This is a genomic window from Coleofasciculus sp. B1-GNL1-01, from assembly GCF_040220235.1.
Taxonomy (GTDB): domain Bacteria; phylum Cyanobacteriota; class Cyanobacteriia; order Cyanobacteriales; family Coleofasciculaceae; genus Coleofasciculus.
Genome location: NZ_JAVJTO010000024.1, coordinates 1 through 25,859, shown reverse-complemented (window position 1 = coordinate 25,859; position 25,859 = coordinate 1). Strand labels below are relative to the sequence as shown.

Below are 25,859 nucleotides of genomic sequence, written 5' to 3'. Positions count from 1 at the left end.
CATAAATAAGGATGAGTTGGCTACCTCAAATTACCGACTCAACTTGGTACAGTTTTTTAGTCTAAATCATTCATGAAGAAAAAGAAAATCCTAGCCTTCCTATCGGTTTTCATGCTGGGGTTGTTGGCATTAATTGTCAATCCAACTCCAGCACGAGCGCAAGCAGCGCCCAGTGTGAAAATTGCCGATTCAATCAGTGAGTTTTCCGGAACGCAAGGAAAGGAGAATTGGTTCTACGGCTACGTTGGTGAGCAACTGTACGTCCCTTACTTTGAAGAGATGTCCGCTTATACAGGCGGCAGTTGGCAAGTTGATCCCAACACCAAGCTATCCTCCGACTTGGCTAAACCCAGTCGAGCCGGTTACAAAAAATGGCCCATCCGTCGCTGGAAAAGCGAAGTCGATGGTGACATCACGATTACCGGTCAACTGGCAAAAGCCGAACTCGGTGGTGATGGCATCAAAGGCTATATCTTCGTTGATGGTGAACGAGTTTGGTCACAAAAAATTGAAGGCAACGATAGTCAGGGCGTGACATTCAGCGTCAAGGCGACTGTCAAGAAAGGTTCTGATGTTGATTTTGTTGTTGGTCCGAGAAAAGACGCTGATCTGGATGGGACTAAATTCATTGCTACGATTTACGGTCAAGCTAATGATCCCAGAGCCGAAGTCGGTGCATGGGAAACTGTTCCCTTACCCCCTAACCAAGACGATTGGATGCAAGCTGTGCATACAGCGGTTCTTCCCAATGGGAAAGTCCTGATTGCTAACGGCAGTAGTAATCGGAATACTCTGATCAAAGACGGCGATAAAGTTGAGTTTAGTGATGGGGTAAATTCGGCGGACTATGATGTCGTCAACAATACATCTCTATTTGATCCAGAAACGGGAACCTATCAACGCATCGATTCGCCTCCCGCTGTCCAAAATGGTCAAAGTAATGATCTTTTCTGTTCTGGTCATATCCATCTATTAGATGGAAATGTCCTGTTTGTCAGTGGCACCAATCGCTACTATCCCGGCGAAAACTTTGAAGGCTCGAAACAAACCAACATCTACAACTGGAAAGAAAACAAATGGACAACTGCTGGTTTATTCAATGAAGGACGTTGGTATCCCAGTTTAGTCCCCCTAGCTGACGGCAAAATTGTCATTTTCTCTGGACTGAAATTTGGTAGACCGGGTCAGATTGCTCACACGATTGAAATCTATGACCCCAAAACCAAGAAACTGAGTTACATCGATCTCGACTACATTGAAGACAGTCCTTTTAATGTCAAAGTCGAATACGAAGACAAGTACGAGTACAACGGCAAACAAATTACCAAAACAATCGATGCTTACGATAGTATCGATGTTTATCCCCGTATCTTTCCCACTGCCGATGGTCGGTTAATGATTACGGGTGATGGTGCGGGTAAATTCCCCCTAGAAATTCACGCCAGTAACAAGAGTTACTTGATGTCCGTCATCGATAACGGTAATGGCAACTTGGATGTCAAGTTTGAAGTAGCGGCTGACCGCGAGGAACTGTCTAAGGTTTATGGAACTGGACTCCTTGACCCTTATTACCAAGGCGATGTGTTACTTGTCGGAGGTTTAGTAGACACGAATAGCCTTGCCTACGGCTGGCCCCAATTCCCCGATTTAAATGAGTCACTCAAGGCAAAAGGTGCGCGGATTTCCACCAGCTTAGAACGTTGGATTTCTCCGGAAAATTCAGGTAAAAAGTCTGGTGAATGGAAAGCCATCGACAACTTTTTGGATCAACCCCGCGCCATGAATATGGCGGTAATTTTACCCACAAAAGAAGTCTTGGTGATTAATGGGGGTGAATATGCCGAATATGATCCCATTTATGAACCGGTGCTGATGACACCCGATGAGAATGCACCAGGGGGCTATACGACGAAATCCATGAGTCCAGCTCAGTTTCCCCGGCTGTATCATAATGGGGCGCTCTTGTTACCCGATGCTCGGGTTTTAAGCATTGGTGGTAATCCCCGTCGGGCGGCACGGGCTAAAGATGGAACAGTTCGGGTTGATGATTTACCTGATCCTAGTGAGTACTACGTCTTAGCCCCACTCAGCGATAAACCCAATCAACCTAAGGGTTCCGGAAAAGTTAATTCTGATGCTGAGTATGACAGCTTCCTGAAAAACTATTACGCTGACCCCCAAAACAGTTATTTCGCAGAAGAAGACCCCTTACCCTTTATTCCAGCAGAGATTTGGCAGGCGGAAATCTTCAGCCCTCCCTATCTGTTTAAACCCGGGGCACGTCCAGAAATTACCCAGGCACCTGAAACATTAAACTATGGTGAATCTGGCACCATCACCGTCAAAGATGCGACCCAAGATGGCTCACTGGTTCTGGTGAAATTGGGAACCGTGACTCACAGTTTAGACTACGGACAACTGTTAGCACCAGCGACGATTAAAAACGTTGCTCTCGGTACACCCTCTTCAATTGATTTCACCGCACCGGAAAACGCGAATCTTTACCCTCCGGGCTATTACATGATGTTCTATGTCAATGACATCGGTAAGCCGTCTAAAGCCACGATGGTGAAGCTAGAAGCGTAAATTCATTTCATCTTGAATTCTGCACTGTTGCCGTTGCCAATAACGGCAGCAGTGTCATTCCCACCTTAAAATCAGGAGTATATCCATGGCACTAACTGACCAAGATTTAAGCACAGTTCATGAGTATGGCATTGACCCAGCAGATCCTAAGTACAAAACTTTACTCACCGATTTACAAGGCAATATTCTTAAAGGACATGGACGAGAGCATAGTGTCCATCTCTTCTTAAAATTTAAACCGGATAAAGTCGAGGACGCTAAGAAATGGATTCAAGGGTTTAGTCGCAAATATGTCACCTCGGCAAAGCAGCAGGCAGATGAAGCTGAACTTTACCGCAAGTACAAAGCCAAGGGGAGTCTATTTGCCAACTTCTTTTTATCTCGTTTTGGCTATGAATATCTAGAAGTTAAGCCCTTCCGCACGCCCAAGGATCAGCCGTTTCGCTTTGGCATGAAAAACGATGCAGTCAGGAATTTAATGGGTGATCCGGTGGTGGAAGAATGGGAACCCGGATATCAAGAGGAAATTCATGCCTTGGTCTTAATGGCAGATGATGATGTGGTGGATTTACTCCAAGAAGTCAACCGGATGTCACAAAAACTGCTTAAGGTAGCGGATATTGTCAATCGGGAAGATGGGTTTGTCCTCAGAAACGAGAAAAACCAACCCATTGAACATTTTGGCTATGTAGATGGTGTGAGTCAGCCGCTATTTTTGAAACGGGATATTATCAAAGATAAATATAACAACTGCGAATTTGAAAAATGGGATTCTCGGGCATCGCTGAGTTTGGTTTTAGCCAAAGATCCCAATGGGACAACGGAGGATAGTTACGGCAGTTATTTAGTCTACCGGAAACTAGAACAAAATGTCAGAGCGTTCCATGAAGAAGTGCGCCAACTCGCAGAAAAGTTAGGGGTGGACAATGATTTAGCGGGTGCGATGACTGTTGGTCGTTTTAAAGATGGTACACCCGTCACCCGTTCAGCGATACCTGCCTCATCCGATACCAATAGTTTTGGCTTTGACGATGATACCCAAGGCACAAAATGTCCATTCCATGCTCACGTTCGCAAAACGAATCCCCGTGGAGATACGGGACGAGTCGGGTCTGCGGTTGATTACGAGCAAGCCTTAGAGACAGAACGGGGTCATCGGATTGCCCGTCGCGGGATTAGTTATGGGGAAAATGACATTACCCGCGAATCCTCATCGGGTTCAGGATTGCTGTTTTTATGCTTCCAGGGGAATATTGAAAATCAGTTCAATTTCATGCAAGCGTCCTGGGCAAACCAGAATAATTTTGTCAATGTGAATACGGGTCCTGATCCGATTATTGGTCAACAGGCTGGAACTCACAAATGGCCCACGGGTTGGGGAGAATCAACAACCACAGAATGTAAGTTTAAGCTGTGGGTACATATGAAAGGTGGGGAATACTTTTTTGCCCCCAGTCTGAGTTTCTTGAAAACCTTGAGTCCCGTCAGTGAAGAACTCACGCCAGAAACACTGGATACTTATTCGACCATGTGTTTTGATGGGAAAAATGATTATCTCGTCATTTCAGATAATCCGAGTTTGCGGGTGCAAACTTATACGGTCGAAGTTTGGCTTAAACCCGGTGATCCGAAAGACGCTTGGCAGGGTGTTATTGGCAAACCAGGTCGAAATTTTAATATCTGGTTAAATAATGCGGGATATGTTCACCACCGCTTCCATACTCCAGCCGGCTGGAATGCAGGAGCGCCCAATACGTCTAATGGTTCAATTCAATGGAATCAATGGTATCACTTAGCGATTACCAATGATGGCACCACGGCAAAAACCTACATTAATGGTGAATTGAAGGCAGAAGGACCCGTGGAAGGAGAGGTTATTGTCCATCACTCCCCCCTCTACATTGGACGTAGCCTAGATGGAGACAGTAGTCGTTATTTTTACGGGTACATGGCTGAAGCTCGACTCTGGAATTACGCTCGTTCTGAAGCGGAAATCAGAGAAAAGATGAACCAACGCTTAACAGGATATGAGTCTGGTTTAGAGGGATATTGGCTATTGGATGAACGCTACGGCAATATCGTCCCTGACTGTACCCCCAATGCTAACTCGGGTATTTACTATAGTTGAGGATAGGTTTATAGCGGTTTCCGCTGCAATAGGGTATAGTATCAATCTCCAATATCTCAGAACTTAGTTTCTTCATTGCTGCTACTGTACTTCATAACATCGGGAACTGCTGTATGTGGGGAGGCAAAGCCTCCCCAGTCGTTTTTGCGTTCCCTATTGACTAAGTAAAACTACAGGTTGGCTAGAGGTTTCATCAAAGATTTGTTGTAAATTTTTGTGTTTTTGGCGATGAATTTAAGCCGTATTTCAACAATATCCTCTTTGGATAAACTTACTGATGGATTAAGTATTCCAGCGACTAAAAATTCATCTTATTATGACCAACTGATTCAGTCTCTTGATATACCCCTGGACAGTATAGCCTCTTACTGTACCTGGAACGAGCGGTCTTATACTCGCAATTTAGTCCACAGCACAGACTTATATGAACTGCTGATTCTATGTTGGCAGAAGGGACAAGCTAGCCCAATTCACGATCATCAAAGTCAAGATTGTTGGATTTATGTTGTCGAAGGCACAATTGAAGAAACACTCTATCAGCCAACGCTGCATCGTGATCAACGTTTTATCTTACGTGAGACGGATAGGATAATGTATCACCAAGGTGATAAATCCCGTTTGATGAATTCTACGCGGACGTGGCATTCGATTAAGCCTCTGAGTCAGCAAGCCATTACATTACATCTCTACTCGCTACCGATTAAGAAGTGTCATCTATACGATCTAAAAACAGGTCAATTGAGTGAACGTTATCTAAATTATTCTTGACCTTTTTGCTAAGGGACTTGCGGCTTAATAATATACCAATCAAGCTTGGCTGAGTTGATGAATAAAACTTTCCTCACTGGTACTTTATTTTTACGCAACTCCCTAATTTAAGCCTAAGTCATTTGTTAACCAAAAGCTTAGGTTACTTGGCCTTTTTGTTGATTCAATTCCTGTAAATATTCACCCCTAATTAACTATGACAACTATCACCAAATCCCAAACATTAACCAAATATTTTTTTGATCCGTTTGTGATCAAAATTAATTTGAGCGGTGAGGCTTGGAAACCGACACCTCATGGACACGCTTTAGCCAATGGAATGATTCGAGTTCCTCATGTATTTTGTGGCAAATCAGTTATTGAAATTGGAGCGGGTTCTGGAATTCATGCCATTCTTGCTCTGAAACTCGGTGCGAGGAGTATGGATATTACGGATATTAGTGAGGAGGTGAACAATGTTGCCAAGGAAAATGCCAAGCAGAATAATGTAAGTTATCGTCATGCTTGGGTGAAAGATTGGATGAGTTTTGACCCCATACCAGAGCGTTACGATCTGGTGTTGTGTAATCCTCCCTTCTGTAAAGCCAGCACCCCTGACCGCCGCTGGTTTATTACGGAAATGATTAAACAAAGCCGGAAATTTCTGAATCCGGGTGGATATTTAATCTTTTCTCAAAGTAGTATGGCAAACTTTCCGAAAACTGAAGCTGAATTAGACGAAGCTGGGTTTACGCATGAAGTCGTCTACAAAACGCGAGGACTCTTTCGAGACTACTATTTTACTGAACCCGGATTCATTGAAGAAAGTCGTCAAGTTCCTAATGGGTTTGAAATCATTGATGATGAATATATTGAAACCCTACAGGTTTATTTGGCAACTTTAAGGGCTTGATACTAAATCCGGGTTAACTACCCAGTAGGGACAAGGCAAAAGGCAGACAGCAGAGGACAGAAGGAGTCAAAAGAAAAAGTACCCAGAGGATAATCAGGATGACTTCATCGGATTGGGTATGAGTCTGCCAAACAGAAAATTGAGTGACAATTCAGTGGAGGGCGACCCAATTCCATTGAGTACACTGGTGTTGTTAATTAGTGCAAGCGGGTCGCCCCTAGAGGGTGTATGTCAGACTATCATTTTTTGGCGCGATAAAAGGGTTTTTTGACAACAACGGCGGGATAAGTCTTACCGCGAATTTCTACCTCTAACGGTTGACCGATCTTGGCGAGGGATGTGGGACAATAGGCAAGTGCGATCGCTCTCCCTAATGTGGGTGAATAAGTCCCACTCGTTACCTCTCCCACGACTTTGCCATCAGATAGTACCGAGTAACCGTGACGGGCTATATGTCGCCCCTGCATTTCAATCCCCACTAACCGACGTTCCACACCATTGGCTTTTTGCGCTTCTAATACAGAACGTCCGATAAAATCGCCTTTACGGTTTAAATGTACCAGCCAACTTAAACCAGCTTCTAGGGGAGTCGTCGTATCATCAATATCTTGTCCATAAAGTGCCAACCCAGCTTCTAATCGCAATGTATCCCTCGCCCCCAAGCCGCAGGGAGTCACCCCAGCTTGGAACAGACGCCGCCACAGTTCTACCCCAACCTCCGGTGGAACCATCACCTCAAACCCATCTTCGCCAGTGTAACCTGTCCTGGCGATAAATCCGGGTTGATCTAGAATCGTTGCATTGAGATGTCCAAAGGATTTCAGTGCGGTTAAATCTTCCTGAACCAAGGGTTGTAGATACGCCTCAGCTTGGGGTCCTTGCAAAGCAATTAAGACGTTTTCCTCAGAAAGGTCGAGTAATTTTACCCCGGTGTTTTCCAGTTGGGCTAACAACCAGTCTTTATCCTTCTGACAAGTTGCTGCATTAACAATCATCATCCCCTGCGCTGCGCCCGTTTCGTCCTCCCCTTGGTGGTAAACAATCACATCATCAATGATCCCCCCTTGAGGATTCAACAATACCGTGTATTGGGCTTGACCGGATTGTAATCGACTCAAATCGGACGGGACTAATCGCTGTAACGCTTGCCATAGCTGCTTCCCGGTAAAGGCAAATTTCCCCATGTGGGAGATATCGAACATTCCCGCATCGGTGCGTACTGCTTCGTGTTCTTGTCCAATACTGCTGTATTGCACTGGCATTTCCCAACCCGAAAAGCCAGTGAAGCGGGCATTTTGTTCAACGGCAAGGTCAAACAGAGGAGTTCTTGCAAGAGAAGGTTTTGGCTTAGCCACAGATAGTCTTGAGTCACAATGTCTTTCATATTCTACCGAGTTGTCTGACATTAACCCCTGATCGGGTAAATTGCGATCGCGCCAAGGCATCGATAAGGAGGTGGACTTTCATTAAAGTTAACGGTTGAGATTAGGGAACAGGGAACCCAAATTTGCAAGCCTGTGCTAGCTTAATCATGGAGAATGTGTTCGGTTTCAGTGTTTGTGCTTAGTACAGATTGGCTTTTTTCCTTTCGACTTGACAGACTTGTCTCCGATACCCTCATCTTTATACAACTTTGAGCTTGGAGACAATCATGTCAATTTACGTAGGCAACCTATCCTACGACGTTACTGCAGAAGACCTGAGTGCTGTCTTTGCAGACTATGGTGCTGTCAAGCGGGTGCAGTTACCCACTGATCGTGAAACCGGACGTCCTCGGGGTTTTGGTTTTGTAGAGATGGAAACAGATGATGAAGAAACAGCCGCTATTGAGGCACTCGATGGAGCTGAATGGATGGGGCGCAATATGAAGGTGAATAAAGCCAGACCTCGCGAAAACAGAGGCGGTAACCGCAAAAACGGTAACTTTTCGCGTCGTTAATAATTCTAATTCACTCAATTATAGCAACCGCCATGGCTGTTAGGACACATCATTTATGTAGAGACGCGCCATGGCGCGTCTCTACAATGGTGCCGAACGTCCTAATCGATGTGTCTATTGCTATAGAATTAGAAAAGAGCCGGGAAATAAATTTCCGGCTCAAAGCTTAAGTAAGCTAAAGCTTACTAAATTTATTCAATTTCACTTCAATGGCACTGATATCAGCATTTTAGAATCGCCGAAACTTGATAGACCGTAGGGTGGGCATTGCCCACCGGGAGTATATCAGTGAATCGCTGCGGCTGGTGGCAGGACGAGTTTGGGTGCAGGCTTGACGCTAGAACCATTAGAAGGCTTTTCCCCTTGACCTTGAGTCTCCTGAAGTAAAACTTCCCGAATTAATCGTGCCATCACCCGTTGGGCTAAACCGCCAGCAATTTTTTGTCCCATTTGCTGAGTTTCTGGCTTCATCAAAAGTTGGGGAACAAGGGGGGCAAGTTGGAAGGGATCGAAACCGGGCGTATCTTGCAGAATTTGCCAAATTCGTTTGATATGCTCTGCACTTTGCGGCAGTTCTACGACATTGCTAGTGGATGCCGTTTTTTGCTGTAATCCCACTCGTTGGCGCAGAGACTCAGTTACATTATCAAAGGTTTTACGTCCAAACATATCGACAGCTTTGACAATTTCCTCGATCAATTGGTCTCGAATCAAAACACCGCGTTCTGAGAATAAAAATTCTAACGTTTGATTTAAAACCTTATTCAAATCGTAATCTTGAGAATTGGCGGCATTCCGCAATAAATTTTCCAGGCGATTCCAGCGAAAATTGCCATCTTTGACAAGTAAGTCTTTTAGAGAAGCGCGTAATTGTGGGGAAGAATCTGTTAACAAACGCTTCGCCACATAAGGATAAGCTTTACTGAGAACCTTGAAGTTCGGATCAACATTAATCGCAATCCCTTCCAATGTGACTAAGGAGCGAATAATTAGGGCATAGTAGGCTGGAACTCGAAATGGATATTCATACATCACTTCCGAGAGTTGGTCAGTGATACTTTTGAAATTGAGTTCAGCAACACTAGCGCCTAAGGCATTGTTAAAAACATTAGCAAGCGCTGGAATAATTGGGGTTAAATCCGTATCTTCCGACAGAAACTCTAAGTTCACATAGTCATGAGCTAAACCCGCGAAGTCCCGGTTAACTAAATGAACAACTGCCTCAATCAACCCATAACGCTGATAGGGTTTAACTTCGCTCATCATCCCGAAATCCAGATAAGCCAGCTTGCCTTCTGGCGTAGCTAGTAAATTTCCGGGATGGGGATCAGCATGGAAAAATCCATGTTCCAATAGTTGACGTAGTGAACATTGCACGCCAACTTCAATCAAATACTTGGCGTCAATGTCTTGAGCCTTAATTGCTTCCAGGTTAGTCAGTTTAGTACCACTGACCCACTCCATTGTCAAGACACGCCGTCCTGTATATTGCCAGTAAATTTTGGGTACATATATATCCTGAAGGTGACCGTAAAGGTTGGCAAAGCGTTCAGCATTACACCCTTCTTGGGTATAATCCATTTCTTCAAAGATGCGGGTGCCAAACTCATCCATAATCGCCACCAAGTCACTCCGCACCTGCTTAACATTGTTTTGTACCCACTGAGCGAGGCGGCGTAATATATAAACGTCCAAGGCAATGCGCCGTGCTAAACCTGGTCGCTGCACTTTGACGGCGACGGTTTCCCCTGTTTTAAGTTTCCCTTTGTACACTTGTCCTAGGGAGGCAGCGGCTACAGGCGATGAGGTCAGTTCGGCATAAATTTCTTCGGGGCGATCGCCTAGTTCTTCTTCGATGAATCGAAAAGCGACTTCATTGGGGAAGGGAGGGAGTTGATCTTGTAGCAATGCCAACTCTTCTAAGTACAGGGGTGGCACTAAGTCAGGTCGTGTCGAAAGTGCTTGTCCGACCTTAATATACGCTGGTCCGAGTTGGGTTAAGAGTTCCCGCAACTGAATCGCTCGCCGCCGTTCTTTGATCTGTTGGCGACCCCGTATCCGATCCCACCATAGCCCTAAGGCAAAGGCAGCCGTGGGTAAAGCAATCCTGAGTAGCCGTCCTAAGACTTGTAGCGGTGCGCGTCCATATTGAGCTTCAATCGCTACTGGATCATAGCGCAGCGTTTCGGTTCGGTTTTCCGAACACTCCTGTGGTAGCGCTGATGCCGGGGACGACGCCTGTTCATACTCAACCACAATTGGCTCAGGGGGTAAGGGTTCCACTGAGGGATTGAGTTCGGCTATTGAATCTCGCTGGGGAGAGGCAGGGGAAATTGTTTTAAGATTCATATTTATTCAGGATTCACCAACAGGAGCGGCTCTGTAAAGAATTGTAACAAAAAAATGATTGAGATACCACGCCATTCAGTTTATCCTGATCAGGACTCATGATTAAGGAACAAGGTTGGCTCGATCTGCACGGTAGTATCCACTGTATGACTTATTTCGTCTTTTAATTAATCGCTTTCTCTAACTATTGGATGAAAATGTTATGTTGCTATCGTTACGGATTCAAAATTTTGCCTTAATTGACCAACTGGAATTGGAATTTGCGGCGGGTCTGAATGTTTTGACGGGCGAAACGGGTGCTGGTAAGTCAATCATTCTGGATGCCATTGATGTCGCGTTGGGAGGAAAAGTCACCCATCGCTTGATTCGCACCGGGGAAAAACGGGCGCTGGTTGAGGCGACGTTTCGCATCGATGGGACGTTGATGGCTTGGTTGAGTGAACAGGAAATTGATTTACTTGATGAAGCGGATTTGGTCTGTAGTCGAGAGATTACGGCTAAACAGAACTCCCTGCGATCGCGATCGCGAATTAATGGGATTTTGGTGAATCGTCGCTTGATGGAACAATTACGCGATCGCTTGGTGGAAATTACCGCCCAAGGTCAAACAGTACAGCTTTTTGCCTCAACTCGTCAGCGGCGACTCCTTGACTTTTACGGCGGTTTCCCGATTAAACAACACCTTGATCAAGTGACTACGGCTTATCTGGCATCTCAGGACGCTTGGCAAGCCCTGCAAAAACGGCGTCAGTCGGAACAGCAGCGCCTACAACGTCTCGATTGGCTAGAGTATCAAACTCAGGAACTGAGCGCTGCTGATCTTGCTGATCCCGATGAACTCACCGAACTCGAACAAGAGAGTCAACGGTTAACTCATGTCGTAGAACTTCAACAGCAAAGTTATCAGGTCTATCAGTCACTTTACCAAAACGATAGTGGGGCATTTGCCTGCGCTGATTTATTAGGGGAAGCCGAAACCACGTTGAGTGATATGGCGCAATACGACAACCAGTTACAACCCATCCTAGAATTGGTCAGTGGTGCTTTAGCCCAGGTGGTAGAAGCTTCTCACCAAATTAATGCGTATGGGGATGGACTGGAAACTGATCCCGAACGTTTAGAAGAGGTGGAAGAACGCATCCGCGCCCTGAAACAAATTTGCCGGAAATATGGACCCACGTTAGCCGATGCGATCGCTCACTACGAAAAACTGACCTCAGAATTGGCTGAACTCCGGGGTAATGGTCAATCCTTGGATGAGTTGGAAAAAAGTTATCGTCAATGTCAGGAAATCTTAACAGAATATTGTAATCAGCTCACCCAGTTGCGTCGAATCGCAGCCGAGGAACTGGAACAGCGTCTGGTAGAGCAACTGAAGCCTCTAGCCATGGAAAAGGTACAGTTTCAGGTGGCGATCACGCCCATCGCGCCGACAGTGGCGGGTGCGGATCAAGTCACGTTTTATTTATCTCCCAACCCAGGGGAACCTCTACAACCGTTAGCAGCAACGGCATCGGGGGGGGAAATGAGCCGTTTTTTATTGGCGTTAAAAGCCTGTTTGTCCCATAGTGGTGATCAAGGCATGACCTTAATTTTTGATGAAATTGACGCTGGGGTATCGGGGCGCGTAGCCAGTGCGATCGCGGAACGACTTCATCACCTGAGCCAGCAAAATCAAGTGTTGTGTGTGACACACCAACCCATCATCGCCGCCATGGCAGATCGGCATTTCCGCGTCGATAAACAGGTGATCGATCAAACCCTCTTACCCGAAACTAACCAGACAAACACGTTCGTTGATCAAGGAATGGCTGAAATTGACCTGCGTACCGTCATTCGCGTCAGTCGCCTCGATCATCATTCTCACCGCCAGGAAGAAATTGCCCAGCTAGCGGGTGGACAATCGGGTCAAGAAGCCATGACGTTTGCTGATTCGCTGTTGACCCAAGCCCGTCATTGGCGTCAGAATTAATGGAGATGGTCATTCGTCAGGGAACAGGGAACAGGGAACAGGGAACAGGGAACAGGGAACAGGCAATAGGCAATAGGCAATAGGCAATAGGCAATAGGCAATAGAAATTTAGTCTCCCAGCTCCCTCAGCTCCCCCAGCTTCCCCAGCTCCCCCAGCTCCCTCATCTTGCCAATAAAATAAACCTGAGTGGTAAAACTTTAACTGATAGAGTAATCTTATTCGTATGCCAGGAATGTTCTCTGACCCTAACGAGAAATATGACAGCTGCATTTTCACCCAGGTCTGCGGATCACAATGGAGATACCGTTGATATAACGCCAATCTATACTGACGACCAAAGAGCGCATGAACATCAACCCGCGTCTGATAGTGCCCTAGCGACCACTAATGGAACATTTACGGCGTTTCTTGCCCCCCTGACTCAAGACAGTTTCAAAGAAGTTGTTACGGGGGTGGAAAAGAAGCTCGAAGTTGTTCATCAAACCCTGTCCATGCTCCTCGACAGCCAAGGGTTTGAGACAATTCTTCAGGAGATGCTCAATGCCATCACCTTGAAGACAGCAGAGCTTTTGGGTGCAGACCGGACAACGATATTTTTACTGGATGACAATAAGAATGAATTATTTTCGATCGTCGCCGAGGGTGAGAATGGAAAAACCATAGAACTGCGGATTCCGGCTGATCAGGGAATTGCTGGGGAAGTGGCAACGTTTAAAAAAGTTGTCAATAATCCCTACGATTTCTTCGATGATCCGCGATCAGAAGGGTCTAAAAAGCTCTATAAGACAACCGGTTACCGGACGTATACCATGTTGACGCTTCCCTTACTCAATGAGAAGGGAGACTTGGTGGCGGTGGTTCAACTCCTGAATAAGCTAAAGCCGGATCATGAGCCTGAGGATGATTTACCCTTAGAAGAAAAAATAGATAAACAAGGGTTTAGCGAAAGCGACCAGAAACTTTTTGAAGAATTTGCCCCCTCGATCCGCCTGATTCTGGAGTCGTCCAAGTCATTTTACCTGGCAACTCAGCAACAGCGAGCGGCTAATGCTCTGATGAAGGCGACTGAATCCCTGAGTAAGAGCAGTTTGGACTTGGAAGAAACGCTCAAGCGGGTGATGGAGGAAGCCAAGGAGTTGATGAATGCCGATCGCTCGACTTTGTGGTTAATCGATCACGAACGCAATGACTTGTGGACGAAGATTCCTCAGTCTGGGGGTTCAATGAAAGAACTGCGGGTTCCCATCGGAGCGGGTTTTGCGGGTCGAGTCGGGCTGACGGGTGAAATTCTGAATATCCCATTTGACCTGTACAATCATCCCGATTCCGAGAAAGCCAGGGAAACCGATCGCAATACGGGATATCGCACCTGTAGCTTGCTGTGTATGCCAGTCTATAACGCCGATGGCGAGTTAATTGGCGTCACTCAATTAGTGAATAAGAAAAAGAAGGGAGAGTTTCCTCCTTACCAGCCCGATCCAGATAAAGAGGAACAAGACGCACCCGAATGCTGGAAGGCGAGTTTCGATCAAAGCGATGTCGCTTTTATGGAAGCCTTTAATATCCAAGCGGGTGTGGCGCTGCAAAACGCGAAGCTGTTTGCCACGGTTAAACAGCAGGAGCAAATGCAGCGGGATATCCTTCGCAGTCTAACCAATGGTGTAATTTCTACAGACAAAGCCGGTAAAGTTATCGCGGCGAATGAAAGTGCCAAGCAACTGTTGGGCTTTAGTAAGGGAGATACTATCGAAGGGCGATCAGTTTCCGAATTGATCAAAATTAAAGAGAAAGAGGGTAGCCTTGCCAGCTTTGCTCAATTACTACAGAATGGCTTAGACGCCAAAAGTGAGAAAGACCGCAATCAGTACTATCCCGATCAGACGTTGCTAACGCCGAGCAATGAAGAGCATAGCGTGCATTTGTCGATTAACTCCATTGCGGATACGAGTGATCTGACCAATGTGTATGGCGCGTTGGTGGTGATGGACGACATCAGTGATGAGAAGCGCCTCAAGAGTACAATGTATCGGTACATGACTCAGGAATTGGCAGAAGAACTGCTGAAACTGGGTGATGCCAAAATGGGAGGCGATCGCAAAGAAGTTTCGGTGCTGTTTTCCGATATTCGCAGCTACACCTCTTTGACCGAAAAACTCCAAGCCGAAGAAGTGGTGGGGATGCTCAATGACTATTTTGAATCGATGGTCGAGGCAATTTTCAAGCATAAAGGCACTCTCGATAAATATATCGGCGATGCAATTATGGCGGTATTTGGTTCGCCCTTACCCCTACCCGATCACGCCTGGAGAGCCGTACAAACGGCTGTGGACATGCGCCACCGATTGGCAGATTTTAATGCTCGTCGTTTAGCCCAGAAAAAAGAAGAAATCCGAATTGGGATTGGGATTAACTCGGACAGCGTAATTAGTGGCAATATTGGTTCGAGTAAGCGGATGGAGTTCACCGCCATTGGCGATGGTGTCAACTTAGGCTCCCGCCTAGAAGGTGCCAGTAAGCAATATGGCTGTGACATTATCATTAGCGAATATACCTTTGCTCCCTGCCAGGATAGGATTTGGTATCGGGAACTCGATTGCATTCGTGTTAAAGGCAAGAATAAGCCTGTCAGAATTTACGAACTGGTGGGATTGCGTTCTGATCCCCTTTCTGCTGAAAAAGAGGAAATTATTGAACATTACCATAAAGGACGGGAGCATTATCTCAACCGGAAGTTTACTCGGGCGATGGGTGAATTTGGCATTATCATGGAAGAATTTGACAAAAATGATAAAGCCGCTGCATTACACCTGAAGCGGTGTCAACATTTTCTCCAAGAACCACCACCGGATGACTGGGATGGGGCTTACACGATGACTGAAAAGTAATTCAAGCAACTAGCACCCCAAGCATGAGAACTCTTTTGGGTAGGATGGGCATTGCTCACCCTACTCATTTATCGCTAATAAGAGAATTATTGTTCAACTCACCTTGAGTCATAATAGAGACCAGTGTCTACTGAATTCTATGTTGATGTTGGCTACAGTTCAGGGAAATTCTTGCTAGCGTTAAGGTGTTAGTTGTGAGTAATCAGATACGTGAAAGAAATTAGTGGGGAGTTATCTCAAAACCAGGTTCCCTACGAGGGTGGCGAAGGGTCAAAGCTCTCTGTCTTGTGGTCGCGTCTTAAACGCATTGGTAGTTTCGCGTTGAAATATCCAGAATGGCTGACCAGTTTAGCCATTACTGCCTTGTTTTTGGGGATTCAGGTAGGAGCTAAAGGGATTGACGTACTCGGAGTTCAGCTCAAAATTGAAGCCCTGAAGATTCTGATCGAGCCTTTAGAACAGGCGGAACTAAGTGCCTATGATGGGTTGATGCAATTGCGACCCTCATTACCGCCAGACCCGCGTCTGTTGATGGTCGAGGTGACAGAAAAAGACATTCAATACCTAGAGCAGTGGCCCATGAGCGATGCGGTGATGACCCAGCTACTGCAAACGTTACAGCAGTATGAACCAGCCATGATTGGTCTGGATATTTATCGGGACATTGCCATACCCCCCGGTCATGCTGAGTTATCTAAACTCCTGCAAACGAGTAATAATATCATCCCTATCTGTCAAATTAGTGAAAGTGAAAATCGAGGGACTCTCCCACCAGCAGGCATTCCCGATTCACGGGTTGGCTTTGCCGATTTAGCCATTGATGAAGGCGGGGTTGTGCGCCGAGCGTTCTTGTTTCACAATCTGGACATTGAATCCGGTTGTACCACCAAACTTTCCTTTAGCTTTCAACTAGCCAAACACTATCTGGAAGGAAAAGGAATCGAACCCACTCTTACGCCCGATGATCACCTGAAATGGGGTGACGTTGTTTTCAAACCCCTAAAACCGACGTCCGGAGGGTATCAACAGGCTGATACGGGTGGCTATCAAATTCTATTAAATTACCGATCTGCAGACAAACTAGCCGATAGCGTCACCTTGACTGAGGTTCTCGAAGGTCGCCTTGATCCCAGCTTAGTTCAAGACCGCATTGTCTTAATTGGAATCGCCGCCCGCAGTGAAAAAGATAGATTTTCCACGCCTTATACTTCACAGGGGCTAATTATTGAGACAATGCCGGGAGTGGTTATCCATGGTCACATCGTCAGTCAACTGCTTAGTACCGTTCTGAATGGACGCCAGCTTTTTTGGTTTTGGCCCAATTGGGTCGAAGTTATCTGGATTTGGGGTTGGTCGTTCACAGGCGCTATTCTGGTGCGAGTCACCCGCAATATCTGGCAAATGCTTTTCGCTGAGATGCTCGCGCTTGGTCTTTTGGGCGGCGTATCCTTTATGGTGTTTCTGGAGGCAGGTTGGATACCCGTGATGATACCAGCCTTGGGACTGGTGATGTCATCTACAGGGGTCTTGGCTTATAGCGCCTACCAAAATCAGCAAGAACGCGCCCATTTTGCCCGTCTACTCCAAGAACAGGAAAATAATCTCATTGCCCTTCAGGGATTATTACAAGATAGAACCAGCTTTGCTCCAACCACTCAGGAGGATGAAGATGACGATCAGACTCTGATTGCAGAACAGCAAGAGGTAACTCTGAGTGAAGAAACGGCTATTGCCCCATCGCAGCAGGATGGGAATGGAGAAACGGCAATTTGGACGCCTGATGCAGTTCAGAGCCAACCCGCGCCAACGGTTAAACAATCTGACAATCCCAACCTTTTAGCCGGACGCTATAAGATTAATCGGGTTCTCGGTTCTGGGGGATTTGGTCTCACCTATTTAGCGGAAGATAGCCACAGACCAGGTAAACCCAAATGTGTGGTCAAGCATTTAAAACCCGCCCGTCGCGATGAACGATTTCTCGCCATTGCCAGACGTCTCTTTCATACAGAAGCAGAAATCTTAGAAAAGTTAGGCAGACATCCTCACATTCCCCAGTTGCTGGCATATTTTGAAGAAAGTCGGGAATTCTATCTTGTCGAAGAATACATTAAAGGAGATTCACTCAGCGACGAGTTACCTGTAGATAAGCGAATGCCAGAAGAGCAAGTGGTCAAGTTAATCAAAGGTCTCTTAGAAATTCTGGTGTTTATCCATGAACATAATGTTATTCATCGGGATATCAAACCCAGTAACATTATTCGTCGCCAAACCGATGGTCAATTGGTGTTAATTGATTTTGGGGCAGTCAAACAGATTCAACCCCAACAAAAGCTGGATCAGGAACATGATAACCAGGAACATAATACGGTGGCGGTTGGTACTCGTGGCTATGCACCGTCAGAACAATATGCTGGACACCCGACTCTAAGCAGCGATATTTATGCGGTTGGGGTGATTGGGATTCAAGCTTTAACAGGCATTCCTCCTCACCAGTTAGTGCTGGATTCAGAGACAGGTGAAATTAGCTGGCGTCATTTGGCAAATGTGAGTGACGAGTTAGCTGAAATATTAGAAAAAATGGTGCGTTACTATTTTATGGATCGATATCAATCTGTGACGAAAGTGTTAGAGGATTTAAGTACCTTGCCACCTCAATCTTAGAGCGAATGCCACTGACTGGTATGCTGGTGGGTTTCGACTTCGCTCAACCCACGATGGCGGCGTGGCACACCTTAATTGGTGGATTAGAATTGTAGGGGCGCACCGACGTGCGCCCAATTTAACCATCAATCTATTCCACAATTTTAGCTGTGTTAGTCAACTAAGCTGTCATGCATTTACAGCGCTTTTCACGTTTATGGAATACAAAATTGTATCGGCTTGCTTTTCAGCGCAATGATCGTCTGTAGTCTACTAACTTGAAAACTGCTGTAAATTGGGTATTAGCAGCGAGCAAGATGCAAAGCCTGCGGCATGGCTTCGCTTAACGCACTACAAGGATTTTGCCATTCTTGACATTAAGGTTTAAATGCCGAACAGCTTACGGTATATCAAAGATTTCGGTGATTTCATCATGCAAATTTTCAGTGCGATTCATCTTAGAGTCCACATTTATCGGACTTACATAAAGCTCTATCTGTAGTGGCGTGACCCAGCTAAAATAGTGCAATAGGAAATTAGCGTAAAGCTTTGTCATGTAATGGATGTAGCGTTTTTCTAAAATCACCATTAAGGTGGGTCACGGCAGTAGGGTGCGTTAGCGTTCGCGGAGCGTTCCCGAAGGGTAGCGTAACGCACCTTTGCCACGATACTGAACACTGGATTATCTTAAAATTAATCTTGACCACAGTATAAAGTGGTGAAACCCCAGTCGGGGCGGGTTTAGTGACATCCGGGTACAACCGAAAAGATAGTGGTGAAACCCGCCCCTACAGAGGGGTCAGATACCGTGAAACGTCAGCCATCAATTCCATGTTCAAGTTACTCGCTAAACTCTGGCGTTGGCTGAAACGCTGGTTTATACGTCAACCGCCGACGCCTCCACCTCCACCCACTCAACCCAGTGATTTGGACTACGAGAATGTGGTTTTAGCGCTATTGGCAGAAGTAGCGCAGGGGAAAACTTGGGGACAGTTACAGGCATTTTTGATTAGTCGGAATGTGCATCAGCAACGGCTGGCGGAGTGGTTACAGGAATTTGGTCAGCGCTGGTTGGCACAGCCAGAGGTGCATCAGGAGTTGGCGCGGCGGTTGAGGCGGTTGGGAGAAATGGCACATGGAGAATTGGCACGGGTGGCGCGGGAATTGGCAGAGGGGTTGTTGGTTGTGCCGGAACCGGATAATTTTGTGATAACTGAATCGGCTATATCTGAGGGAAATGAGCAAGGGGCGAGTTTGAGTGAGGTTGAGAAATTGAATCAGCTATTGGCTGGTTTAAATGGTTCTGGATATAACCAAAAGCCGGTTCCTGCGAGCAATTATTCCACAGTTTCAGATGCAGATTTGTGTTGTAATCATGGCATTGAACTTGGTAAGTTAGGACGAAATGAAGAAGCACTGGCAAATTTTGACCGGGCAATCTCTCTCCAACCTGATTACTACCAAGCTTGGCGCGGAAGAGGCGTTGTGCTGGGGATGTTAGGACGATACGAAGAAGCACTGGCAAATTTTGACCGGGCAATCTCTCTCCAACCTGATTACTACAAAACCTGGGACAACCGGGGTGCTGTGCTTTTTGAGTTAGGACGACATGAAGAAGCACTGGCAAATTTTGACCAGGCAATCTCTCTCCAAACTGATTACTACCCAGCCTGGAAAAACTGGGGTGCTGCGCTTTTTAAGTTAGGACGACATGAAGAAGCACTGGCAAATTTTGACCAGGTAATCTCTCTCCAACCTGACGACTACCAAGCCTGGTTTAACCGGGGCGTTGTGCTTTTTGAGTTAGGACGACATGAAGAAGCACTGGCAAATTTTGATCAGGCCATCTCTTTCCAACCTGACAACTACCAAGCCTGGTTTAAACGGGGCATTGTGCTTTTTGAGTTAGGACGAAATGAAGAAGCACTGGCAAATTTTGACCAGGTAATCTCTTTCCAACCTGACGACTACCAAGCCTGGTTTAAACGGGGTGTTGCGCTTGGTGAGTTAGGACGAAATGAAGAAGCACTGGCAAATTTTGACCAGGTAATCTCTTTCCAGCCTAACGACTACCAAGCCTGGAACAACCGGGGCGTTATGCTTTTTGAGTTAGGACGACATGAAGAAGCACTGACAAGTTATGACCAGGTAATTTCTCTCCAACCTGACGACTACCAAGCCTGGTTTAACCGGGGCATTGAGCTTGGTAAGTTAGGACGACATGAAGAAGCACTGGCAAGTTATGACCAGGCAATCTCTCTCCAACCTGATTACTACCAAGCCTGGTTTAACCGGGGCGTTGTGCTTGGTGAGTTAGGGCGACAGGAAGAAGCACTGACAAGTTATGACCAGGTAATCTCTCTCCAACCTGATTACTACAAAGCCTGGGACAACCGGGGCATTGCGCTTTTGGAGTTAGGAAGATATGAAGAGGCATTGGCAAATTTTGACCAAGCAATCTCTCTCCAATCTGATTACTACCAAGCTTGGCGCAGAAAAGGTATTGCGCTTAGTGAGTTAAGACGAAATGAAGAAGCACTGGCAAATTTTGACCAGGCAATCTCTCTCCAACCTGATTACCACCAAACGTGGGACAACCGGGGTCTTGTTCTTATTAAGTTAGGACGAAATGAAGAAGCACTGGCAAGTTATGACCAGGCAATTTCTCTCCAACCTGATTACTACCAAGCCTGGTTAAACCGGAGTGTTATGCTTAGTAACTTAGGAAGATACAGAGAAGCACTGACAAGTGATGACCAGGTCATCTCTCTCCAACCTGATGACTACCAAGCCTGGCATAACCGGGGCGCTGTGCTCATGGAGTTAGGAAGATATGAAGAAGCACTGGCAAATTTTGATCAGGCAATCTCTCTGCGACCTGATGACTACCAAGACTGGGACAACCGGGGCATTGCGCTTGATGAGTTAGGACGACATGAAGAAGCACTGGCAAGTTATGACCAGGCAATTTCTCTCCAACCTGATTATTACCAAGCGTGGAGCAATCGGGGGGTTGCAGCAATAAAATCATTCGGTTATGAATATTTTTGCCAACAAAACTTGACCGGCTGCTTTCGCTCAGAACGTAATAAAGCCCCTGATATCTTAATTCCTACACTGAACGCCACGAATCGAGAACGCTATCTTACTCTATTCCAAGCCTCTCTGAAGTCCAGCATTGCCTTACTCAAAGAAACTTTTGCTGACTCACCCAAAGTTATTGCCCAACTTAAACAACCGCCTTCACCCAAACTCAGCCAGATAATTCAGCAACCGCCCTCCCAAACATTAATTGACCTCATCCAAAAACCTCTCTCTGAGGACGTTATTGCCAAGATTGCTCAAGATTCCCTCAAGCATCCATCCCTCAGTAATCCTCAACTGAATTTACGCGGTTACGAAGGCAGAATTGCTAGCTATCAAGCCCCACTCGATAAAACCATTCGTCGCGATACTCATCCTGAAGGCTGGGGAGTTTTACATCACCAAACTGGCAGGGCGCATTATTTCCAAGGGCGACAATCTGCTAAACCTTCTTCCTTCTGGCGCAAGGCAGAAACTAGCTACAAAACCGCCCTGCAAACCCTAAAACCGCCTGAATTTGAAGAATTACATCTCAAAGTCTTGCAAGATTTGATTCGGGTGTTACTAGATTTGGGGAAAATTGAGGAAGCGCGAGAATTACAGCGTCGGGGTGCTGACCTATTACAGCGCCTATTAGCTGACCCCAAACGAACTACGCCGCAAAAACAAAAACTGGCGCTCAAATCTGCCCTATTTAATCAATTAACCGTCGATTTAGCGATGCAGTCAGGAGATATTGCTGGTGCTTTAACCCTCGCCGAAACCGGAAAAAATACCTGTTTGCGTTGGTTCTTAGGATATGAGGAGGTTCCGGAACTGGATTACCGCCAGATTCAACGTCTTTTAACTCCAACGACGGCGGCGATTTATTGGCATTTGAGTCCGAGTGCGTTAACGACGTTTGTGATAGTACCTGATGCGTTGCAGGTTGTTTTAACGCAGAGGAACGCAGAGGGAAACGCAGAGGTTCGCAGAGGGTTTATAGATATGAATGACCAGCGTTCTGCCTCGTTACAGCACGTTCTGGCTTGGGAAAAATGGTTAACCGAATGGAATCAATGTTATCAGGCGTATCGGAGTTCAAAGGAGAAAGCCAACGGAACCGATAAAAAACAACATCCTTGGCGTCGTCAAATGGTGGAGAGTTTCCAGGAACTCCGGGCGATTCTGAATATCTCTGGTATTATTGAATACCTACAAAATCAGCCGATTGAAAATCTTATCCTGATTCCCCACCGCGACTTGCACCGCTTCCCCCTGCACTATTTTTTCCCGAATTATACCTGTACGTATCTCCCCAGCGCTTATTCTAAGTTGCGGTTGATTCTGGAGGATGAGGAAAATAGGGACGATGGCGGAAACTTTCCGATTAATGACACTCCGGATAATTGTCCCCTACTCCATTCTTTATTACTGGTAGAAAATCCCAAAAGTACGCCATTCATTCAGGGAAAAGCTACACCCTTATCCGACTTACCCTTCGCTGAAGTTGAAGCAGCATTAATTCGTCAGCCATTTTCCCAGATTACGCTAATCGCCAACCCAAACGCGACTCGTAAATCCCTCTGCCAATCTCTACAAACTCCCCATCATGTCTTCCACTTTACCGGACATGGAGCCTACAATCCCAGCAATCCGGCTCAATCTTGTCTATTCCTCCACGATACTGACCAATTAACATTAACCGATATTATCCATCTGGATTTGAGAGACTACTATCTGGCTTGTCTTTGTGCTTGTGAAACCGCGATGACTGGCGACGAAACCATTACTGATGAATATGTAGGATTAGTCAGCGCCTTTCTGAAAGCTGGGGTAACTTATGTGATTAGTCCCCTGTGGACAGTAGAATCAGCGGCTAGCGCTTTATTAATTGTCAAATTTTACCAGCACCTTGAGGCGGGACAATCGCCCCCAATGGCACTAAAATCGGCTCAAAATTGGCTAAAAACAGCGAATTGTGAGCAACTCATTGAGTGGTTAGATCAAGTAATTCCTCAACTTGCCCAATATAAATCGCTTCAGCTTGTTCTGCAAGACCAGCGCGATTTACTAGATAGAATGGAAAATAATGCTCCACCTTATTGTCATCCGTATTACTGGGCGGCGTTTACGATATCTGGTGTTTAAGGATTAGACTCAATTTTTAACTTCCTCTGCGTTCCTCTATGTTTAAAAATATAATTCTATGGTTACAATTTTTCACCCTCATCCCCTAACCCCTTCTCCCTTCAAGGGAGATGGGGAATTATTCAGGCGGACTCCTTTCTTGCTCCCCTCTCCCCAGTGTGGGAGACGGGCTGGGGGAGAGGGGTTTAGCTTAAATTGACACCAATAATATCAATGCGCCCCTAAAGTTCTGCAATCAATCGATAACTCCATTAAAGTAGTATTATATGCTCCGACTCAATAGTCCATGATGAAAGACGCCGATGTCCTGACTCTCAAAGCCTTTCTTGCTGCCCTCTGCCAACAGCGATCGCCTCTCTCTGATACAATCAAGGAAAAATTGGCAGATATTGCCCAATCCCTGGAAACCCGGATTGGAGAATTGCACGATTTGGCAATTAGCATTCCTGCTTTGAAGATACCTTATGAATCTGCCCGTCTCTTGTTAACCGATACAGCAGCAAAAGAGAAGATAGGGTTAAAATTTCTTCCGGCTGATAACGCTGACGACGATAATAATCGAGAAATCCCTAATCATACTAGAGATATCCAGGATTTCATTGCCCAGATGGAATGTACTCTAGCAACAATTGAAGCTAAATTAGATCGAACCAAACTTGATCAAACCGCTCAAATTCTTTCTGATCCTAATCCGGTAAATTCTGCTAAGAAGAAGTATGAAGTATGACTAATCAAAAATCAATTTTATTTCCTATAGGATTTTACAGCCTGACGCCGTACATTGAGTAGGGCGCACGTCGGTGATAGGGCGCACGTCGGTGCGCCCCTACAGCCGCGATAATGATTTTATAATTGATTGATAACGTTATATGAACTCATCTCCCCAACTGATTTATCCCACTGTCGATTTATTCCTCTATGATTTCGTAGACGGATTGGGACAGAGTAATGAGCAAATCCAGGAAAATCGCCGCCGTTTTTGGCAGCGCATTTATCCGGATAGCCTCAGTGATCAAAAACTCGCCGAACTCCAAGATGCTGAAATCCCATTTGACAGTTATATCGAACTTTTAGGGGCGGAGAAAATTGAGCGGTTTAAATATCCCCTCGACGGCTATTATTACCCGGTGAAAGTTGGCGATACTTATGCTCTGCAAATCGACTGTTCGGGTAAAGATAACGAACCCGATTGGGAACACCTCTCCCTAGAGGAACAACTAGGACAAATCAAAGAGATTATCCTCGAACACACCCATAAAATCCCTGGTGAGATGGGTGAAAACTGGCTGGTTTGGGGTAAATTAGCTACGACAAATCAAGACCCAGAAGCAACAGCAAAAGCTTGTTATAACGCTTTACAACTGCTTCCCCACGCCAAATGGCAACGACAGGGAACGTTTCAAGGAGCAACGTGCTTTGAACTCAAACAAACTGACACTATTCCCGATGGCTTAAACCTCAATCACTATATCCTGATCTGCTTATTTCCTTATGATACAACCGACACAGAATTGAAAGATATTATTGGCAGACTCTACAATAACTTAATCCGTCTGTTTAACTACCGCAATAAAGTATTGTGGAGTTATGAACAAAGCCATCAACTGAAAAGAAAACTGAAAGATTCATCGGGGGTTATCCAAAAATGGGTTAATTCTTTACGCAAACACCTTCATACTTCTCCACTAAATCTAGATGAATTGCAACAAGAATTAGCCCATGCTTTATGGATATCCCACGAGTACGAAACCTGTTTGGGTTATCTGCAAGAACAAGCCTCGAACCTAGAAATCAATACTCAGAACTACATCGAGCGAGTCGAGGCGATCGCACAACTTGACCCTAACAGTGATCTCGGCTTTCTGAAAGACTTTGGTGAGATGGCGACGGAGAAATTTATCAGCCACATTCACAGTGATTACCAAACCCTGAAAGCTGGATTAAATCCCCTAGAAACCTGTATGAAAACCATTGCTGGAATCATCGAAATTGAGAAAACCAAGAACGAACGCGCCCTCAATCAAACCGTCGCGATCGCGAGTGTGGGAATTAGCACTGCATCACTGGCTGCGTCTGCCCTGACTGAACAAGCAGAAGGGATTGTCAAGAGTATTTTACCAGTCCCTGCCAATCAACCGACACCCGCACTAAACCATTGGGCAAATTTTAGTTTAACCTTTGGCTTGAGCGTATTGATTGGCATCGTCAGTGCTTTAATTACTTGGAGAATTTTAGATATCGGAAGGAAGAGGTAATTTTGTTTAGTTTTTTAACCTGAAGTTCTCCCCCCATACAGATGTACTATACTCAGGCTAAAGCCTTATTCCGTGGGGGTTTTAGCGCTCAACTCCTCAAAAATCGTACATAAGTAGCCCTTGCAAAAATACCGCGTTGGCGGAGCCTGCTGAAGAAGGAACGTATCGCGGTATTTTTGCAATATGACAAGAGATAGGCTGAAACCCACGCCACATCAAGGTTTCAGCGA

Annotated in this window: 15 protein-coding genes; 12 read left to right on the top strand and 3 right to left on the bottom strand. The window is 45.8% G+C overall.

Annotation, left to right across the window (positions count from 1 at the left end; all coding sequences use genetic code 11):
- Nucleotides 1-72 precede the first annotated feature (72 nt).
- From RID53_RS05465 to RID53_RS05450, 4 genes are all read left to right on the top strand, one after another.
- A complete protein-coding gene (locus tag RID53_RS05465; RefSeq protein WP_446387158.1) occupies nt 73-2,586 on the top strand; it encodes a galactose oxidase-like domain-containing protein in 2,514 nt (837 codons plus the stop codon).
- An 85-nt stretch (nt 2,587-2,671) separates the two neighbouring features.
- Nucleotides 2,672-4,714: a Dyp-type peroxidase gene (locus tag RID53_RS05460; RefSeq protein WP_446387157.1), complete on the top strand. Its 2,043-nt coding sequence runs from the start codon at nt 2,672-2,674 to the stop codon at nt 4,712-4,714.
- A 261-nt stretch (nt 4,715-4,975) separates the two neighbouring features.
- Nucleotides 4,976-5,482, top strand: coding sequence for a cysteine dioxygenase (locus RID53_RS05455; RefSeq protein ID WP_446387156.1), 507 nt, complete (start codon nt 4,976-4,978; stop codon nt 5,480-5,482).
- Between the two features lie 196 nt (nt 5,483-5,678).
- Nucleotides 5,679-6,374, top strand: a complete 696-nt coding sequence (locus tag RID53_RS05450) for a methyltransferase (RefSeq protein ID WP_446387155.1) — start codon at nt 5,679-5,681, stop codon at nt 6,372-6,374.
- A gap of 239 nt (nt 6,375-6,613) precedes the next feature.
- Here RID53_RS05450 and gcvT read toward each other — a convergent pair whose 3' ends face one another.
- Nucleotides 6,614-7,729 carry a glycine cleavage system aminomethyltransferase GcvT gene (gene gcvT / locus RID53_RS05445; protein WP_446387154.1) on the bottom strand — a complete coding sequence of 372 codons (1,116 nt, stop codon included), beginning with the start codon at nt 7,727-7,729 and terminating at the stop codon, nt 6,614-6,616.
- A 296-nt stretch (nt 7,730-8,025) separates the two neighbouring features.
- Between gcvT and RID53_RS05440 the strand changes: the two genes are divergently transcribed.
- Both RID53_RS05440 and RID53_RS05435 read left to right on the top strand, forming a co-directional pair.
- Nucleotides 8,026-8,313 carry an RNA recognition motif domain-containing protein gene (locus RID53_RS05440; protein WP_446344697.1) on the top strand — a complete coding sequence of 96 codons (288 nt, stop codon included), beginning with the start codon at nt 8,026-8,028 and terminating at the stop codon, nt 8,311-8,313.
- Between the two features lie 70 nt (nt 8,314-8,383).
- Nucleotides 8,384-8,572, top strand: coding sequence for a hypothetical protein (locus RID53_RS05435; protein ID WP_446387153.1), 189 nt, complete (start codon nt 8,384-8,386; stop codon nt 8,570-8,572).
- A 26-nt stretch (nt 8,573-8,598) separates the two neighbouring features.
- On the opposite strand, the gene RID53_RS05430 is transcribed toward RID53_RS05435, so the two are convergent.
- A complete protein-coding gene (locus RID53_RS05430) occupies nt 8,599-10,662 on the bottom strand; it encodes an ABC1 kinase family protein (protein WP_446387152.1) in 2,064 nt (687 codons plus the stop codon).
- 202 nt (nt 10,663-10,864) lie between these two features.
- On the opposite strand from RID53_RS05430, the gene recN reads away from it, so the two are divergent.
- On the top strand, nt 10,865-12,634 hold the full coding sequence (gene recN, locus RID53_RS05425) for a DNA repair protein RecN (RefSeq protein ID WP_446387151.1): 1,770 nt from the start codon (nt 10,865-10,867) through the stop codon (nt 12,632-12,634).
- 16 nt (nt 12,635-12,650) lie between these two features.
- Here recN and RID53_RS05420 read toward each other — a convergent pair whose 3' ends face one another.
- Nucleotides 12,651-12,905: a hypothetical protein gene (locus tag RID53_RS05420; RefSeq protein ID WP_446387150.1), complete on the bottom strand. Its 255-nt coding sequence runs from the start codon at nt 12,903-12,905 to the stop codon at nt 12,651-12,653.
- Here RID53_RS05420 and RID53_RS05415 point away from each other — a divergent pair.
- The 5 genes from RID53_RS05415 to RID53_RS05395 all read left to right on the top strand — a co-directional run bounded on the left by RID53_RS05415 (nt 12,893) and on the right by RID53_RS05395 (nt 25,629).
- The gene (locus RID53_RS05415; RefSeq protein ID WP_446387149.1) at nt 12,893-15,520 is read left to right on the top strand and encodes a GAF domain-containing protein; all 2,628 of its coding nucleotides are present in this window, start codon (nt 12,893-12,895) and stop codon (nt 15,518-15,520) included. The two genes, RID53_RS05420 and RID53_RS05415, sit on opposite strands and share 13 nt — an antisense overlap.
- Before the next feature lie 210 nt (nt 15,521-15,730).
- The gene (locus tag RID53_RS05410; RefSeq protein WP_446387148.1) at nt 15,731-18,181 is read left to right on the top strand and encodes a CHASE2 domain-containing protein; all 2,451 of its coding nucleotides are present in this window, start codon (nt 15,731-15,733) and stop codon (nt 18,179-18,181) included.
- 810 nt (nt 18,182-18,991) lie between these two features.
- A complete protein-coding gene (locus tag RID53_RS05405; RefSeq protein ID WP_446387147.1) occupies nt 18,992-23,374 on the top strand; it encodes a tetratricopeptide repeat protein in 4,383 nt (1,460 codons plus the stop codon).
- A gap of 286 nt (nt 23,375-23,660) precedes the next feature.
- A complete protein-coding gene (locus RID53_RS05400) occupies nt 23,661-24,101 on the top strand; it encodes a hypothetical protein (protein WP_446387146.1) in 441 nt (146 codons plus the stop codon).
- Nucleotides 24,102-24,243: 142 nt separating this feature from the next.
- The gene (locus RID53_RS05395) at nt 24,244-25,629 is read left to right on the top strand and encodes a hypothetical protein (protein ID WP_446387145.1); all 1,386 of its coding nucleotides are present in this window, start codon (nt 24,244-24,246) and stop codon (nt 25,627-25,629) included.
- Nucleotides 25,630-25,859: the final 230 nt, after the last annotated feature.